The following is a 16,179-nucleotide window of genomic DNA, read 5'->3' as shown; positions in this document are numbered from 1 at the left end:
GGTTATCCGGTAGGGCCGTCGCCGGAATTTCGGCGCAGGGTGATTCTTGACCGCGCGAGCCGGCAGCCAGCGCCGGAACACCCAAATCGACCCGAGCCGTTCACTGCGCGTACACCAAGGCTGATTAATCTCCGCTATGCGTAAGCCTTCGTGATGCATGAGAGCTTGCTCAAGACCGCTGGCATCGACCTTTCCCAGGAGCACGAGCAAGCATGGCCTCTTCAAGCCCCTCACTGGCGTTGCTATCGGCGGCCAGTTTCGGGGTCACCGACTTCGTGGGCGGGGTGGCCGCCCGCCAGGTCGCCGCCCTGCGCGTGATCCTGATCTCCACACCGGTGTCGATGGTGCTGATCGGCGGCCTGGCCGCCGTCTGCGGCGGATCGGTAACCGCCAACGCGGTGGTCTACGGTGCGCTGGGCGGAATCAGTCAAGCGATCGGTATCTGGTGGTTCTTCTCGGCGCTCGGCGCCGGGCCGATTTCGGTGGTGTCCCCGCTGGCGGCGCTGGTCGATGCCGCCGTCCCGATCGGATTCGGGTTCCTCTTGGGTGAGCGGCCGAGTCCGGTCGCCACGGCGGGCATCTTGCTGGCGCTGACGGCCGTGGTCCTGATCAGCCGGGAAGCCAGCGGTGCCGGCGCTGGTCCACATCGCTTCACCCCGAAGGTGGCCTGGCTGACGATCGGTTCGGGCTTCGCGCTCGGGCTCAATTTCGTCTGCATCGACCACACCGAGCTGCAGTCGCGGCTGTGGCCACTGCTGTTCGCCCGGGCTGCGGCCACCGTGCTGGTGGTCGTTTTGGCAACGGCCACTCGCAATGCGACGCCGCCGTCCGGGTTCCCGCTGCGGCTGGCATTGGTTGCCGGCGTGCTGGATACCGGGGCCAACGTGACGATGGTGCTGACGCTGCACACCTCGCTGCTGTCGTTGGGCAGCGTGCTGATCTCGCTGTATCCGGCGGCGACGGTGGTGCTGGCGATCGTGGTGCTGCGCGAGCGGGTACATCGCTGGCAAGTGGTCGGCATGGTGCTCGCGGCGGCCGCGGTGGCGATGATCACCGCCGGCTGAGGCTTTAGCCTGGGTCGATGCCGCACCCGATCATGTTCCACGACGACGACCCGGGCCTGGCGGAGTTGCGCCGCATCGCGTTGGGGTTTCCCGAGGCGTCCGAGAAGATCTCGCACGGCCGCCCGGTGTTCTGCGCGCCGAAGATGTTCGCCGTCTTCGGTGGCAGCGCCAAGATCGACGGGTCGGTGGTGCGCTACCCCCACGCGCTGCTGGTCAAGGTCGACGAATCGGAGCGGCGAGCACTTGAGCAAGACAGTCGGTTCTTTCGTCCGATGTATCTGGCGCCATCGGGGTGGCTGGGACTGGATTTCACTGCGGCCCCGGTGGATTGGGACGAGGTCGGTGAGCTGGTCGACGCCTCGTTTCGGCTGACCGCGGCACCGCGGCTGATCCGGCTGCTCGACGGGCTATGACCCGTCTTCGACGTGGGCGCGCAGCCGGTCGATGGTGGCGTCCCAGCGTCGTGACAGGACGGACAGGTAGTCGCCGGCGTCGGCCAGCGGCCGGGCCTGGACCTCCCAGATGCGTTCCCGGCCGCGGCGGGTGCTGCTGACCAGGCCGACCGCCTCCAGCAGTTGCAGGTGCTTGGCGGCCCCCTGCCGTGTCACCGGGATCACCTGGGCGACCTGGGATGTCGAACGGGGACCGCCCTCACACAGCCGGTTGATGATAAGAAGGCGATTGGGGTCGCCGAGCGCCTCGAAGACCGGAGCCGTCACGCCGGCCGGCCCAGCGCCAGATACTTGCGCACCAACTCGGCCTGGTGCGCCCAGCCACCCGAGTTCGCCTCGAAGGCGCTCGACCGCCGCGCGGCGGGCAGCGCGTCGAACCCGCTCTCGACGATGGTGAGCAGCACCCCCTCGGGCGTCTCCGCGAGGGTGAATTCCACCAGTGTCATCGGTTCGTCCCGCACATCGGCGTCCACCGCGAAGGGGTGCCAGCGGTAGGCGAACCGCCGCGGGGGTTCCACGGCGACGATGTGCCAGGTCGCCCGGTTCCCGGCGTGCGGTTCCTGCAGCCGGGCGACGTCGGCGTCGACGGTGGTCGGGGTGATCGTCCCGGTCACCGCGGTTCCGGCGACGAACGGGCCGTCGAACCGGACCCCGAACCACTGCCCGAATTCCGCCGCGTCGCTGATCGCCCGCCAGACCCGGTCCAGCGATGCCCGCAACACGACCTGCTTCTCGATACGATCGGCACTCATATGCAACCTCCTGGTTGCCTATCAGTAGAACAGGCTCGGCCCCTATGCGCAACCAAACGGTTGCGCTTCTAGATCGGGTAGATCCCGCCGGCCGGAGACTCCCGTAGGGGAAGCAGGTGCCGTTCCGGTCAACGCGACGACAAAGACGACATCCGCGTAGCATCATCGGTGCTGATTGATGTCGTAGTCCAAGGTATTCCCCGCTCGGACCAGATCACCGAAGCTGTCACGCAATTGAGCTCCGACCGGGTGAAGTAATCGCCGACCTCGTCGTCCGCCGCCGCATCGCGAGACAGCATCGCACGGCACACCGACAACTAGTTCGCCATTTGTGGAAAATCAGCCTCGGCTCGGAGCCGGTTTCCGCCGGAGCCGCTACACCGCCTCCGGGTCCTCCCCCAGCGCCTCACCCGCCTTACGCACCAGCCCCACTGCGGTGCGCGCCCACTCGGGCGTGGCGCCGGCCATCCCGCAGACCGGGCTGATGCCGACCCGCTCGGCCAGCAGCGAACGCGCAAAGCCGATCCGGTCGGTGATCGCCGCCGCCGCGGCGGCGAGTTCCTCCACCGACGGGCGCCGCGCCGGCGCGACCGCCGGGACCATGCCCAGTACCACGGTGCGCCCGGAGTCGAGGAACGCGCCGATCGCGTCGTAGTCGGCCGGCGCCAAGGCGGTGCAGTCCAGGGATATCGCCGCAATACTGCTGCGCTGCAATACGTTCCACGGCAACTCCGAGGCACAACTGTGCACCAGGATCTCGCCGCCCACCGTCTCGGCGCAGCTGTCGAGCAGCGCGATGGCCACGGCCTCGTCGAGGGCGGGCACCGGGCTCAGCGCGGTGACCCCGGCCAGTCGGCCGGTCACCGCGGCGGTCAGGGACGGCTCGTCGAGCTGTACGACCACCGGGGTGTCAAGCCGCCGGGCCAGGTCGGCCCGGTGCGTCTTGAGGCCCTCGGCCAGCGACGCGGCCAGGTCTCGCATCGCGCCCGGGTCGGTGATCGCCCGGTGGCCGTTGGCCAGCTCCAGCTCGGCGGCCAGGGTCAGCGGCCCGGGCGCCTGCACCTTGACCGGATGCCCACCGCCGCGCAGCCCGGCGATCTCCCAGGCCTCTTCGAGGGCGTCGGTGTCCTCGGCGAGCAGGCTGACCGCGCGCCGGCTCACCGCGCCGGGGCGCGCACACAGCCGGTAGCCGCGCGGGGCGGTGTCGATGGCGATGTCGACCAGCAGCGCACCGGCCCGGCCGAGCAGATCCGCACCCACCCCGCGGGCCGGCAACTCGACCAGGTGGGCCAGGCCGCCGCCCAGCTCGCCGACGACGACCTCGGCGGCCTGGCGCGCCGAAGTGCCCGGCCATGACCCCAGGGCGGTCCCGGTGGCGAAAGCGCTCATCGAGCAACCGTATTGAAGGAGGTTTCGACCTCGACACGGCGGGTTACCTTCGACGAGTGAAGACGTCGCGGCTGGTGCTCATGGGTGCGGTAGCCGCGACGGTGCTCGGTTGTACCCGGTTCGTCGGTGGCACGGCGCTGGCACCGGTCGTGGCGCCGGTGCCCGACGGCGCCGTCCGCGTCGGGGCGATCCTGCTCGATACCTCCCGGATGCGCGGCATCACCGGTACCGACGAGGACCTGACGATCATCCCCACCATGGATTCCATCGCCCCGGTGGACATCGATGAGCTTGCCGCGACGGTGTCGCCACCGTGCCGCTTCGTCTTCACCGAGACGGCGGTGTTCGGCAGCGGGTACACCCAGTTCCGCAAGACCACCTACCAGTACCCGCCCAAGGGCGCGTTGATCTCCGAGGGCGCGGCCGCCTACCCCGACCCGCAGTTCGCCCGCCGCGCATTCGACGAGCTGGTGGCCACCGTCGCCGGTTGTGCCGGCAGCCCCGTCGGGCCGAAGATGGTCGGCGACTGGGGCGCCGACGAGCAGTCCCTGCACACCCGGCCCGGTGAGTGCGGGCGCGCCTACCTGCTCAAGGCGGTGGTGCTGCTGGAGGTCACCCACTGCGGCTTCTCCGAATCGATCGCTGACCTGGTGGTGACGAATATGGCGGCGGCGGTGCCGGGCTAAGGCCGGTGGCTCAGGCGGTGTCGGCGATGGTGGCGCTGGCGATCACCTCGTCGCCGTGCGGGTCCGGGCGGTAGCAGACCAGCGTCTGACCGCGGGCCACCCCGCGCAGTGGCGCACGCAGCCGCACGCGCAGATCGTCGCCGACGAGCTCGGCCACCGCGCCCACGGTCTCCCCGTGGGCGCGCACCTGCACCTCGCATTCGACCGGGCCGCGCCAGGCGCTTCCCGAGGTGAATACCGGCGTCCGTCCGGTCAGGCCCAGCACGTCCAGGTCGGCGGCGGTGCCGACGGTGATGGTGGCGGTGGCGGCGTCGATGCCGGTCACGTAGCGGGGCCGGCCGTCCGGGCCGGGGCCGGCGATGCCCAGGCCCTTGCGCTGGCCGATGGTGAAGCCGTGCACCCCGTCGTGCTCGGCCAGCACCGTCCCGCCGGCGTCGACGACCGCCCCGGGCCGCACCCCGATGTGGCTGCCCAGGAAGGTGCGGGTGTCGCCGGTCGGGATGAAGCAGATGTCGTGACTGTCGGGTTTGCTCGCCACCGCCAGGCCGCGTTCGGCGGCTTCGGCGCGGATGGCCGGCTTGGGGGTGTCGCCGATCGGGAACGCCGCGTGGCTGAGCTGTTCGGCGGTCAGCACCGCCAGCACATAGGACTGGTCCTTGTCGGCGTCGACCGCGCGGCGCAGCCGGCCGTCGGCGAGCCGGGCGTAGTGGCCGGTGGCCACCATGTCGAAGCCGAGCGCCACGGCGCGGGCGGCCACCGCGGAGAACTTGATCTTCTCGTTGCAGCGCACGCACGGGTTCGGGGTCTCACCGCGGGCATAGGAGTCGACGAAGTCGTCGATCACCTCGGCTTGAAACTGCTCAGAGAAGTCCCACACGTAGAACGGGATGCCCAGCAGGTCGGCGACCCGGCGGGCGTCGTCGGAGTCCTCCCGCGAACAGCAGCCCCGCGAGCCGGTGCGCAGTGTGCCCGGGTTGCGGGACAGCGCCAGGTGCACGCCGACCACCTCGTGCCCGGCATCGACCATGCGGGCGGCGGCGACCGACGAATCCACCCCGCCGCTCATCGCGGCTATGACTTTCACCGTGGCACCCCGGCGGCGGCCAGCATGGCCTGACGGGCCCGGTCCACCGCGCCCGGCAGCACCGCCAGCACCGCATCCACGTCGGCGTCGACGCTGGTGTGCCCCAATGACAGCCGCAGCGAGCCCCGCGCGGCCACCGGGTCAGCGCCCATCGCCGTCAGAACGTGCGACGGCCGCGCCACCCCGGCGGTGCAGGCCGAACCGGTGGAGCATTCGATGCCGTTGGCATCCAACAACATCAGCAGCGAGTCACCTTCGCAGCCGGCGAAGGTGAAGTGCGCGTTGCCCGGCAGCCGCTCGGTGCGCGACCCGTTGACGCAGGCGTCCTCAATCCGCGCGAGCACCCCGTCGATGAGCCGGTCCCGCATGGCCGCCACCCGGTCGGCGGTGTCCTCCAGTGAGCCCACCGCGATCTGCAACGCGGTTGCCATGCCGACGGCGCCGGCGACATCGGGTGTGCCCGAACGGATGTCACGCTCCTGGCCCCCGCCGTGCATCAGCGGAACACAGGCCACGTCGCGGCGCATCAACAGCGCGCCGGCCCCGCAGGGCCCACCGAACTTGTGGGCCGTCAGAGTCAGCGCCGACAGCCCGCTGCCCGCGAAGTCGACCGGCAGCTGACCGACGGCCTGCACCGCATCGGAGTGCATGGGCACGCCGAATTCCGCTGCGACGGCGGCGAGTTCGGCAATCGGCAACACAGTGCCGACCTCGTTGTTGGCCCACATCACCGATACCAGTGCGACATCCTCAGAGTCCTGCAGCGCCGCGCGCAGCGCGTCCGGCGTCACCGAACCGTCGGCAGCGGTGGGCAGCCAGGTGATCTCGGCGTCTTCGTGGTCGGCGAGCCAGCTGACCGCGTCCAGCACAGCATGGTGTTCGATCTCGGTGGTGATGATCCGACGCCGGCGCGGGTCGGCGTCACGCCTGGCCCAGTAGATGCCCTTGACCGCCAGGTTGTCGCCGTCGGTGCCGCCGGCGGTGAACACCACCTCCGACGGACGTGCGCCCAGGAGTGCAGCGATCGACTCCCGGGACTCCTCCATCCGGCGGCGCGCGCTGCGGCCGGCGGCGTGCAGCGACGAGGCGTTGCCGACGGTGCCCATCACGGCCGTCATCGCCTCGATGGCCTCGGGGTACATCGGGGTGGTGGCTGCGTGATCCAGATAGACCATGACCCGCCCAGGATACCGGGCAGTTCCCGTCACCTCGGTGGCCATGCGTCAGCAGCAGATGCAGGCCTGCCGGGGCGGTCGCACCTGGCAGCCCACGGCGGCCTGGCAGCGGGCGGCCAGCTCGCGCCGATCTGTCCCGGGCAGCTGCAGGGATGCGACGTGCACCCGCGCGACGGTACGCCGTGCGGTGATCAGCCGGCGCATCGAGGCCGCCAGGGTGTCGTCGCCGACGAAGGCCGGCAGGGTCGAGCGGGATCCGTCGGGATGGTGGTAGCTGAGTTGTAGCGGCTGCACGGGGCGCGCCGCGTCGACGGCGGCCTGGAACATCGCCGGATAGAACCTGCCGTGGGCGCGCCCGCACCAGGTGGTGCCCTCCGGGAACGCCACGACGGTACGGCCTTCCCGCAATCTGGCGGCCACTGCCTCGACCACCGTCGGCAGCCGGCGCAGGCTGTCCCGGTCGATCGGGATGATCCGCATGAGGCGGGCCAGCGCCCCGATGCCGGGCCAGCTGATCAGGTCGGCGCGCGCCACGAATGTCCCCGGGCACACCGCGCCGACGACGAACACGTCCAGCCAGGAGATGTGCCCGCTGACCACCAGCATGCCGCGCAGGTTGCGCAACGGTGCCCCGATCGTCGTCACCCGCACTCCGAAGCAGCGCAACACCAGCCGGCAGCAGCCGCGCTGGAAGGTGACCCGGCCCGGCAGCGGCGCCGCCAGCAGCGGCAGCACCGGTAGCAGCAGCATCAGCAGGGCCAGCCGGGCCGCCACCACCGCCGGGAACAACAGCTTCGCGCCGCCGTGCACGCACGCCGGCGTACACGATGGCCGCGGCGCCCAGGCGTTGACGACCCCGTGGTTCACGCGTCCGTGGCGACGTCGGCTGCCGCCGCGACCGAGCGCAGGCGGTTCAGGTAGCGGGTATCGGCGTCGCTGCGGCACAACAGCGCCGGGAAGTCGCCCACCCCGAAGCCGGGGTCGTGGGCCGGTTCACCGCAGATCCGCGCGCCCAGCCGCAGATAGCCGCGCAGCAGCGGCGGCAGGACCGGACGGGCCGGCGGCGCGATCTCCTCGAGGCTCTTGCCGTCCAGCACCACCGGCCGATACGGCGTCAGCCGGTGCGGTGAGGCGTGGCGGCGCCGCACGAAGTCGCGGACGCCGCGGATCTGGCTGCCGGGCGCGCCCTCGCCGTGGACGGGCACCGAGACGCAGCCGGTGATGTAGTCGTATCCGTAGCGGTCCAGGTAGGCCAGGATCCCGGCCCACATCAACAGCACGACGGCACCGTTGCGGTGCCCCGGGCGCACCACCGCCCGGCCCATCTCGACCAGCGACGGGCGCAGCGGATCGAGTGCGGCGACGTCGAATTCGGCTGCGCTGTAAAGGCCTCCGGCGGCGATGGCGCCGGTCGGGGGCAGCATCCGGTAGCAGCCGACCAGCGCTCCGGAGGTGTCGTCCCGCACCAGCAGGTGATCGCAGTATTGGTCGAATCGGTCGGCGTCTCGGCCGTCGGCCGCGGGCGGCAGGGTGAATCCCGGCTCGGTGCTGAACACCTCGTAGCGCAGCCGCTGCGCGGCTTCGATCAGGGCGGGCTCGGTGGATACCAGCAGCGAGTATCGCGGGGTGTCGGTGGTGGTGGTGGGCTCGGGGGCGATGAGAACAGAACCAGTGCTCACAATCGCCCACGGTCGCGCAGTCATGCGGCGTAGAGGCAATCACCGCATGACATGTCGGTGCACTCTCGGTGACGAGTTGCAGCCTCCGGGCGGTCCGCGCGCTGGCAGCGGCAACTCGAGAGAAATCGACATTGTGACGATAAAAATCAACGTTGTGTAGACTTTGTCGGCAAAGTGCTCGATCGCGATTTCTCGGTCCCAACGGGGGTGCAAATGCCGACACAGCAGTGGCTCATCACCGGCGTCAGCACGGGTCTGGGCCGTGCCTTCGCCCAAGCGGCTTTGGCCGCCGGGCACACCGTCGTCGGGACGGTGCGGTCCGCAGATGACCTAGCGGCCTTCCGCGCGCTCAAACCCGGGTACGCCCACGGCCGCATCGTGGACGTGACGGACGACGACGCCGTTGCGAGTCTGTTCAACGAGGTAGAACAGTGCGTCGGCCCATTGGATGTCGTCGTCGCCAACGCCGGCTACGGCCTGGAGGGCACCTTCGAGGAGACTCCACTGGCCGAGGTGAGGCGACAGTTCGCGGTCAACGTGTTCGGGACCGTGGCCACCCTGCAGGCCGCACTGCCGCAGATGCGCCGGCGCCGGCGCGGACACTTGATGGCCGTCACCTCCATGGGCGGGCTCATGGCCGTCCCCGGCATGTCGGCCTACTGCGGCAGCAAGTTCGCTGTCGAAGGCATCCTGGAAGCACTCGGCAAAGAGGTTGCGCAGTTCGGGATCCACGTGACAGCGATCGAGCCTGGCTCCTTCCGCACCGACTGGGCCGGACGATCCATGACACGCGCCGCGCGGAGCATCGCCGACTACGACGAGCTGTTCGGTCCCATCCGCGAAACCCGAAAGCAGGCCAGCGGCAGGCAGCTGGGCAACCCGGCGAAAGCCGGCGACGCCATCGTGCACATCGCGTCGCTCGAGCGGCCACCGGCACATCTCGTCCTGGGCTCAGATGCGCTGCGACTGATCACCGCCGCGCGCGCGGCTGTAGACGAGGAGATCCGGAGCTGGGAAATGCTTTCCCGCACAACCGACTTCGCCGAAGGCGCCGCGCTCTGATGGTCCGTCACCACCCGGCACACGGCCGCCGCCCCACGGTGCGTAAGGGCGATCTCCGCGAGCAGGCGATTCTGGACACCTGCGAAGCTCTGCTGGCGCAAACGGGCTACGACGCCATGACCGTCGCCGACATCGCCCAGGGCGCCGGCATCACCCGCGGCGCCTTGTACTTCTACTTCGGGTCGAAGCAAGACGTGGTCACCGCACTCGTCGCCCGCACCGTCGAGCACTTGTGGGAGCGGTCCCGCGCCACCGCAGAGACCGACGACCCGTGCCAGGCAATCGCAGCGGCCATGCAGCGCACAGTCGAGCTGTGGAACGAGCACGGCCTAGTCATGCGCACAGCGATCGACCTGTCGTTGACCGTGCCGGAGATCGGCAGACTGTGGAGCCATACCGCTGACTTGTTCATCGCGGCCATCACCGCCGTCCTGGAACGAGCCGGCGTTGAGTCCGGCACGAAACCCGAACAGGCGCCTGCAATGGCGCGCACCTTGTGTTGGATGATCGAGCGGACCTTCTACCACACATCGCACGAATCTCGCGAGGAACTCCAACGGGCATCGAAGACGTGCGAACACATCTGGCTGATCAGCGCCGGGCTGACCTGATGACGCCCCGGTATGCCAACCTCAGGCGGCAGCACCGCCGCCGTCGGCGTGCAGCGTCGAGCCGGTGATGAAACTGGACCGCGGCGAGGCCAGAAACAGTACGGCTTCGGCGATCTCGGACGCCTGCGCGGTGCGGCCGAGCGGAAGCGCCCGGCCCAGTTCGTCGTTGACGTCGCCCCACTCGGCCACCACCCCCGCGGTAGCGGTGGGTCCGGGCGCGACGCTGTTCACCCGCACCCCGTGCGGCCCGAACTCGGCAGCCCAGGTTCGGGTCAGCGATTCCAGGGCGGCTTTGGACGCGCTGTAGCTTGACGCGCCCGGAACGCCTTTGAAGGCGACCATGCTGGTGACGTTGACGATGGCGCCGCGCCCGCGCCGCAACATGGCCGGCACCAGGGCCGCAACCAAGAAGTAGGCGCCGCGCACGTTGGTGTCAAACGTCGACTCGAATGACGAGACGTCCTGGTCGACGGTGAGCGCGCCGGGGAAACTGGCGGCGTTGTTCACCAGGATGTCGACATCACCACACTGCCGGGCAAGGGAGTGCACCGATTCGAGGTCCGCCAGATCGGCGGCCACGAACCGCACGCCGTCGCCGAGTTCGGCGACGGCGGCGGCACCGCGACCAGCGGAACGGCCGGTGATGATCACCGTGGCGCCGTGCCGCGCCAGCAGCCGGGCCGACTCCAGTCCGATACCGGCGGTCCCGCCGGTCACCACCGCGGTCTGGCCCGCCAGCTCGCTCACTGGGTCGCCAGCCAGTCCGCCAGGCGGGTCTGGGCCAGGATCGCGTCGGGGCCGGTGACCAGGCCGGTGTCCCCCACCTTGGTGCCGAAGTAGACGGCCGCCGGGTCGACCACGATCGGCAGGGTCTCGCCGCGGTGCGCTAGCGCCGCAGCGGCCAGTTCGGCGAACGTCATCTTCTCCGGACCGCCGACGTTGACGATCCCGTCCACCGGGGCCGCCTGGGCCGCACGGGCCACCGCGGCGGCCACGTCGGCGCCGGCGATCGGCTGGATCAGCCCCTCGGGGGCCCGCACCACACCGTCGACGGTCAAAGACGCGGTGATCGCGTCGGCGAACTCGTGAAACTGGGTGGCGCGCACGATGGTGTAGGGCAGCCCCGAGTCGGTGATGATCCGTTCCTGGGCCACCTTGGCGCGCATGTAGCCGCTGTCCGGCAGGGCGTCGCAGCCCACGATCGACAGCGCCACGTAGTGGCTGACATCGGCCTTTTTCGCCGCTGCGACCTGGTTGGTGGTCGAGCGGGTGAAGAAGTCCATGACCGGGTCGTCGTCGAAGTTCGGGGAGTTCACCACGTCGACCAGCACGTCGGCGCCCGACAGCGCCTCAACCAGGCCCTGGCCGGTCAGGACGTCGGCGCCGGTGTCGCGCGACGCCGCCACCGGCTCGTGCCCGGCCGCGGCCAGCAGCGCGACGACCTTCGAGCCGATCTGCCCGCTGGCGCCCATCACGGTGATTTTCATTTCTTCCAGACCTCCTTGGTCGACTGTGGTGTGTCCACAGTGGCACTGCAGAGGCCGTGCCGGTACCCCGGAAAGTCCGTAGTCTGCGGGTCAGCGCCACGGGGTGTCGCGCAGTTGACGCCGGGACCGGATGCCGAGCTTGGCGAACACCTTGCGCAGGTGCCATTCGACGGTGTGCGCGCTGATGAACAACTGGGCACCGATTTCGGTGTTGGTCAGACCCGCGCCGGCCAGCTCAGCGATCTGCTGCTCCTGCGGGGTCAAGGCGTCCCCGGGGCCGGTAGGGCGTTTGCCGGCCTTCTCCCCGGTGGCTTGCAGTTCCCGGCGGCTGCGCTCGGCGAAGGCCTGCGCCCCCATCCGGCTGAAAACCGCGTGCGCGGTCCGCAGCTGGGCCCGCGCGTCGCTGCGACGATTCTCCCGCCGCAGCCATTCCCCGTACACCAGCTGGGTGCGGGGCAGCTGCACTGCCATCCGGACACCGGCCAGCCGCTCGAGGGCCTCGCGGTAGCAGTCCTCGGCGGCACTGCCTTGGCTCACCAGCGCCCGCGAGCGGGCCAGCACACCCAGCGCCAAGTCGGTGCCGGCGGCCGACGTGCGCTCTTCGAGCTGTGCCAACGCGTCGAGGGCGACTGCATGTTCGCCGGCGCGCACTGCGGCCTCGACCAGCTCGACCAGATTCCAGCCGTACAGGCCCAAGTCCTCGTATTCGCAGGCCCGCCGCAGCGCCGCGCAGGCCACCGGGTAGTGGCCCAGCCCGAGGTGCAACACCGCGGTGGCATAGCCGACGAGGGCACTGATGCGGCCCTCCCCGCGCGCGGCGCCGTCGCGGGCCGCGGCCTCGATCAGCACGGTGGCCTCCGCTTCGTCGCCGGCCCACGCCGCCAGCGCCAGTTCGTGATAACGCACCGGGGTCTGGCCGGCCGCGGCCGACAGCGACCGCGCCTCGGCGAGAAGCGCACGCGCCGACGCGAACTCGCCGGCCTGGACATGCACCCCGGCCCGGGTCGTCAGCGCGGTCGGTAGCGCCGCCAACGCACCGGTACCGGTGGCCACCCGCACCGCATCGGTGGCGATCCGGTGCCAGGATTCGTCGTCCCACAGATCGTGCACGACAGCCTCGTGGGCGACCGGGAAGGCTTGCCACGACCAGGTTTCCGGGGTGATCGCCGCGATCGCGGCCCGCATCGGTGCGAGGCCGGCCGTGTACCCCGCAGCGATCCGGGTGGCCAGTCCGTGTAGCAGCAGGCCGCTCGGCCGGTGCGGGGTGGCCAGCGGTTGTGCGGTCAGCATCGTCGCGATATCGGTGCGCATCCCGGGCCCGAACTCTCGTCCGGCGTACATGGCCGCGCTGACGGCTTCCAGCATTGCGTCTTGGGCCATCGGCCCGTCCAGGTCGGCCAATTGTGTTGCGGCGTCGAATAGTTGGTGCACCGACTGGGTCAGGGCCGGGGCGTCGCCGGTGCCGCGACCACGGGTGAACGCCAACACCGCGCGAGTGCGCGCCACTCTGGCGCGCTGCAGGTCGTCCAGCGGGGCCATTTCGGCGGTGTCCAGCAGGGCGTCCGCGGCGTCGAGCTCGGCGGCCGCACGCATCGCCTCGGCGGCGTCCAGTGCCCGGGCGCCGCGCAGCGCGGCATCCGGGGTCAGTTCGGTGGCCCGGCTCAAAAACGCCGCCGCCGCAGCGGTTCCGCCGCGAAGCTGGGCCCGGCCGGCGGAGTGTTCCAGTTCCGCGGCGACCGATTCGTCCGGGGCCGCCGCGGCGTGGGCGCCGTGCCACGCACGACGGTCGGGGTCATGCGCCGGGTCGGTGGCTTCGGCCAGGGCACGGTGGGCCTGCCGCCGCTCGCCGTGCTGCGCCGCACGGTAGACGGCCGAGCGCACCAACGGATGCCGGAACCGCACGCGCGCGCCCGTCTCCAGCAGGCCCGCCTCTTCGGCCGGCGTCAAGGCCTCGCCGGGCAGGCCGAGCAGCTGCGCCGCCCGCAGCAGTAGCGTCGGATCCCCCACCGGCTCGGCGGCGGCCAGCAGCAGCAACTGCTGGGTGTCGCCCGGCAACGACCGGATCCGGGCCAGGAAGTGCTGCTCGATCTGGCCGGCCACCGGTTGCACGTCGGGCCGGTGGTATCCGCCCGCCAGTTCGGCGGATGACAGGCCTCGCGGCAACTCCAGTAGCGCCAGCGGGTTGCCGTGTGTTTCGGCGACGATGCGGTCTCGCACCTGGGTATCGATGCGCCCGGCGACCGCCGAGGCCAGCAAGGCCCGGGCGTCGGCATCGCCGAGCCCCCGCAGCACCAGTCTGGGCAGTCCGGTCAGGCCGTCGACCGGCTCGCGCAGCGCGAACACCAGCGCGACCGGTCCGGCCGCCAGCCGGCGCGCCACGAACCCCAAGGTCTGCGCCGTGACCTGGTCCAGCCACTGCGCGTCGTCCACCAGGCACAGCACCGGGCGCTCGACGGCCGCACCGGCCAGCAGCCCCAGCACCGCGAGCCCGACCAGGAAGCGATCCGGTGCCGGGCCCGAGCTCAGACCGAAGGCGGTCTGCAGCGCCGCGCGCTGAGGCTCGGGAAGCTCAGCGGCGCAATCGAGCACCGGCGCGCACAACTGCTGCAGGCCGGCGAAGGCCAGTTCCATGTCCGACTCCACGCCGGCGGTGCCGATCACCTGGAATCCGGTGGCACTGTCGGCCAGGTAGTCCAGCAGCGCGGTCTTGCCGATGCCGGGCTCGCCCCGCACGATCAGCACCTGTGGATCGCCGGCCCGGGTGCGCTCGAGCAGTTGCCGCAGCTGCGCGCACTCCTGGGCGCGGCCGATCAGCCGACCAGTCACGAAAGCCCCCATTCCGGCGTCGGAACGGGGGCTTTCGCGATTGCTCACGCAGAAGAAATTAACCCTTGCGGGCCTTGACCGCCTCGGTCAGCTGCGGGGCGACCTTGAACAGGTCCCCGACGATGCCGTAGTCGGCGATCTCGAAGATCGGCGCTTCCTCGTCCTTGTTGACCACCACGATGGTCTTGGACGTCTGCATGCCGGCCCGGTGCTGGATCGCACCGGAGATGCCCAGGGCGATGTAGAGCTGCGGCGAAACCGTCTTGCCGGTCTGGCCGATCTGGAACTGGCCCGGGTAGTAGCCCGAGTCCACCGCGGCACGCGAGGCGCCCACGGCCGCACCGAGCGAGTCGGCCAGCTCCTCGACCACCGAGAAGCTCTCGGCGCTGCCGACGCCGCGACCGCCGGCCACCACGATGGGGGCCTCGGTGAGCTCCGGACGGTCGCCGGCCACCGCGGGCTCACGCGAGGTGATCTTGGTGGCGTTCTCGGCAGGCGCGGGAACCTCCACGGTGACCTGCTCGCCCGCTCCGGCGCTCGGGGCCGGCTCCACGGCGCCGGCCCGCACGGTGATCACCGGGGTCTCACCGGTGGGCTCGGCGTCGACGGTGTAGGCGCCACCGAAGATGGAGTGCACCACCTTGGCGCCTTCGGAGACCTCGACCACGTCGACCAGCAGACCGGAGCCGATCCGAGCCGCCAGCCGGCCGGCGACCTCCTTGCCGTCGGCGTTGGCGGCGATCAGCACCGCGGCCGGGGTCGCCGACTCGGTCAGCGCGGCCAGCACGTCGACGGTCGGGGTGACCAGGTAACCCTCCACCACGTCGGACTCGGCGACGTAGATCTTGGCCGCACCGGCCTCCTTCAGCCCGTCGACCAGCGGAGCGGCGGTGCCGGGGGCACCGACGACGACGGCGGACGGTTCGCCGAGCACGCGCGCGGCGGTGATCAGTTCGGAGCTGACCTTCTTCAGCGCTCCTTCGGCGTGCTCGACGAGCACGAGTACTTCAGCCATGTTTGTCTACTTCCGTTTTCGTAAGTCCGGGGATCGCTTAGATCAGCTTCTGGGCAACCAGGTACTCGGCGATCTTGGTGCCGCCGTCGCCCTCGTCGGTCACCTTCTCGCCGGCGGTCTTCGGCGGCTTCGGCGTCGACGCGGTCACCTTGGACCCGGCGTTGGCGACACCGACCTCGTCGGCCTCGACCCCGATCTCGGCCAGGGTGAGCACGGTGACTTCCTTCTTCTTGGCGGCCATGATGCCCTTGAAGGACGGGAAGCGGGGCTCGTTGATCTTCTCGTTGACGCTCACCACCGCCGGCAGCGAGGCCTCCAGGGTGAACACGCCCTCGTCGGTCTCCCGCTCGCCGGTGACCTTGCCGCCCTCGACGGTCAGCTTGCGCAGGTGCGTCAGCTGCGGCAGGCCCAGGTACTCGGCGATGATCGCCGGAACCGCACCGCCGACACCGTCGGTGGACTCGTTGCCGGCGATGACCAGCTCGGTGCCCTCGATCGCGCCCAGCGCCCGGGCCAGCGCCCAGGCGGTCTGCACGACGTCGGAACCCTTCATGCCGTCGTCGAGGATGTGCACGGCCTTGTCGGCCCCCATCGACAGCGCCTTGCGGATCGCCTCGGTGGCCCGTTCCGGGCCGGCGGTCAGCACGGTGACGGTGCCTTCGGCACCTTCCTTCTCGCGGATCAGCAGCGCCTCTTCGACGGCCCGCTCGTTGATCTCGTCGAGCACGGCGTCGGCGGCGTCACGGTCCAGCGTGAAGTCGCCGTCACTGAGCTTGCGCTCCGACCAGGTGTCTGGGACCTGTTTGATCAGGACCACGATGTTCGTCATGAGTGTGGTTCGTCCTCCTCGAAGGGGTCCTGCGGCGGCCGGCCACAAGACTGGGTCACGATTTACGC

Annotated in this window: 17 protein-coding genes; 5 read left to right on the top strand and 12 right to left on the bottom strand. The window is 70.5% G+C overall.

The window, feature by feature from the left end:
* The first annotated feature begins 212 nt into the window (after positions 1-212).
* Together AC5Y4Q_RS05420 and AC5Y4Q_RS05415 are read left to right on the top strand one after the other, a co-directional pair.
* Positions 213-1,064 carry an EamA family transporter gene (locus AC5Y4Q_RS05420; protein WP_082952759.1) on the top strand — a complete coding sequence of 284 codons (852 nt, stop codon included), beginning with the start codon at positions 213-215 and terminating at the stop codon, positions 1,062-1,064.
* Positions 1,065-1,081: 17 nt separating this feature from the next.
* Complete coding sequence (locus AC5Y4Q_RS05415) at positions 1,082-1,477, top strand: MmcQ/YjbR family DNA-binding protein (protein ID WP_064923874.1); 396 nt, start codon at positions 1,082-1,084, stop codon at positions 1,475-1,477.
* Here AC5Y4Q_RS05415 and AC5Y4Q_RS05410 read toward each other — a convergent pair.
* From AC5Y4Q_RS05410 to AC5Y4Q_RS05400, 3 genes are all read right to left on the bottom strand, one after another.
* Positions 1,472-1,783 carry an ArsR/SmtB family transcription factor gene (locus AC5Y4Q_RS05410; protein ID WP_109535757.1) on the bottom strand — a complete coding sequence of 104 codons (312 nt, stop codon included), beginning with the start codon at positions 1,781-1,783 and terminating at the stop codon, positions 1,472-1,474. The two genes, AC5Y4Q_RS05415 and AC5Y4Q_RS05410, sit on opposite strands and share 6 nt — an antisense overlap.
* Positions 1,780-2,268: an SRPBCC family protein gene (locus AC5Y4Q_RS05405; RefSeq protein ID WP_064923875.1), complete on the bottom strand. Its 489-nt coding sequence runs from the start codon at positions 2,266-2,268 to the stop codon at positions 1,780-1,782. Before AC5Y4Q_RS05405 ends, AC5Y4Q_RS05410 begins: the two co-directional genes overlap by 4 nt.
* 375 nt (positions 2,269-2,643) lie before the next feature.
* The gene (locus AC5Y4Q_RS05400) at positions 2,644-3,657 is read right to left on the bottom strand and encodes a uroporphyrinogen decarboxylase/cobalamine-independent methonine synthase family protein (RefSeq protein ID WP_064923876.1); all 1,014 of its coding nucleotides are present in this window, start codon (positions 3,655-3,657) and stop codon (positions 2,644-2,646) included.
* 80 nt (positions 3,658-3,737) lie between these two features.
* Between AC5Y4Q_RS05400 and AC5Y4Q_RS05395 the strand changes: the two genes are divergently transcribed.
* A complete protein-coding gene (locus AC5Y4Q_RS05395) occupies positions 3,738-4,343 on the top strand; it encodes a sensor domain-containing protein (RefSeq protein WP_064923925.1) in 606 nt (201 codons plus the stop codon).
* 10 nt (positions 4,344-4,353) lie between these two features.
* Here AC5Y4Q_RS05395 and mnmA read toward each other — a convergent pair whose 3' ends face one another.
* From mnmA to AC5Y4Q_RS05375, 4 genes are read right to left on the bottom strand one after another with little or no spacing between them, the layout of a single operon-like run.
* Positions 4,354-5,427 (bottom strand): tRNA 2-thiouridine(34) synthase MnmA, encoded by a 1,074-nt coding sequence (gene mnmA, locus AC5Y4Q_RS05390; protein ID WP_064923877.1) that lies wholly within the window; start codon positions 5,425-5,427, stop codon positions 4,354-4,356.
* On the bottom strand, positions 5,424-6,602 hold the full coding sequence (locus AC5Y4Q_RS05385; protein ID WP_064923926.1) for a cysteine desulfurase family protein: 1,179 nt from the start codon (positions 6,600-6,602) through the stop codon (positions 5,424-5,426). Before AC5Y4Q_RS05385 ends, mnmA begins: the two co-directional genes overlap by 4 nt.
* A 48-nt stretch (positions 6,603-6,650) precedes the next feature.
* Positions 6,651-7,469, bottom strand: a complete 819-nt coding sequence (locus tag AC5Y4Q_RS05380; protein ID WP_065019460.1) for a lysophospholipid acyltransferase family protein — start codon at positions 7,467-7,469, stop codon at positions 6,651-6,653.
* Positions 7,466-8,281 (bottom strand): GNAT family N-acetyltransferase, encoded by an 816-nt coding sequence (locus AC5Y4Q_RS05375; protein WP_064923878.1) that lies wholly within the window; start codon positions 8,279-8,281, stop codon positions 7,466-7,468. Before AC5Y4Q_RS05375 ends, AC5Y4Q_RS05380 begins: the two co-directional genes overlap by 4 nt.
* Positions 8,282-8,455: 174 nt before the next feature.
* Between AC5Y4Q_RS05375 and AC5Y4Q_RS05370 the strand changes: the two genes are divergently transcribed.
* Positions 8,456-9,343, top strand: a complete 888-nt coding sequence (locus AC5Y4Q_RS05370; RefSeq protein WP_499958239.1) for an oxidoreductase — start codon at positions 8,456-8,458, stop codon at positions 9,341-9,343.
* Positions 9,343-9,954: a TetR/AcrR family transcriptional regulator gene (locus tag AC5Y4Q_RS05365; protein WP_064923880.1), complete on the top strand. Its 612-nt coding sequence runs from the start codon at positions 9,343-9,345 to the stop codon at positions 9,952-9,954. The genes AC5Y4Q_RS05370 and AC5Y4Q_RS05365 overlap by 1 nt, the downstream gene beginning before the upstream one ends.
* Before the next feature lie 21 nt (positions 9,955-9,975).
* On the opposite strand, the gene AC5Y4Q_RS05360 is transcribed toward AC5Y4Q_RS05365, so the two are convergent.
* The 5 genes from AC5Y4Q_RS05360 to AC5Y4Q_RS05340 all read right to left on the bottom strand — a co-directional run bounded on the left by AC5Y4Q_RS05360 (position 9,976) and on the right by AC5Y4Q_RS05340 (position 16,111).
* Positions 9,976-10,701 (bottom strand): SDR family NAD(P)-dependent oxidoreductase, encoded by a 726-nt coding sequence (locus AC5Y4Q_RS05360; protein ID WP_064923881.1) that lies wholly within the window; start codon positions 10,699-10,701, stop codon positions 9,976-9,978.
* Positions 10,698-11,441, bottom strand: coding sequence for an SDR family oxidoreductase (locus tag AC5Y4Q_RS05355; protein ID WP_064923882.1), 744 nt, complete (start codon positions 11,439-11,441; stop codon positions 10,698-10,700). The genes AC5Y4Q_RS05360 and AC5Y4Q_RS05355 overlap by 4 nt, the downstream gene beginning before the upstream one ends.
* A gap of 90 nt (positions 11,442-11,531) precedes the next feature.
* The gene (locus AC5Y4Q_RS05350) at positions 11,532-14,279 is read right to left on the bottom strand and encodes a helix-turn-helix transcriptional regulator (RefSeq protein ID WP_082952760.1); all 2,748 of its coding nucleotides are present in this window, start codon (positions 14,277-14,279) and stop codon (positions 11,532-11,534) included.
* A gap of 46 nt (positions 14,280-14,325) precedes the next feature.
* A complete protein-coding gene (locus tag AC5Y4Q_RS05345) occupies positions 14,326-15,282 on the bottom strand; it encodes an electron transfer flavoprotein subunit alpha/FixB family protein (RefSeq protein WP_064923883.1) in 957 nt (318 codons plus the stop codon).
* A 37-nt stretch (positions 15,283-15,319) separates the two neighbouring features.
* Positions 15,320-16,111 carry an electron transfer flavoprotein subunit beta/FixA family protein gene (locus AC5Y4Q_RS05340; protein ID WP_064923884.1) on the bottom strand — a complete coding sequence of 264 codons (792 nt, stop codon included), beginning with the start codon at positions 16,109-16,111 and terminating at the stop codon, positions 15,320-15,322.
* Positions 16,112-16,179 lie beyond the last annotated feature (68 nt).

The organism is Mycobacterium sp. NGS16 (assembly GCF_059813225.1).
This window is presented reverse-complemented; position numbering and strand designations above follow the sequence as displayed.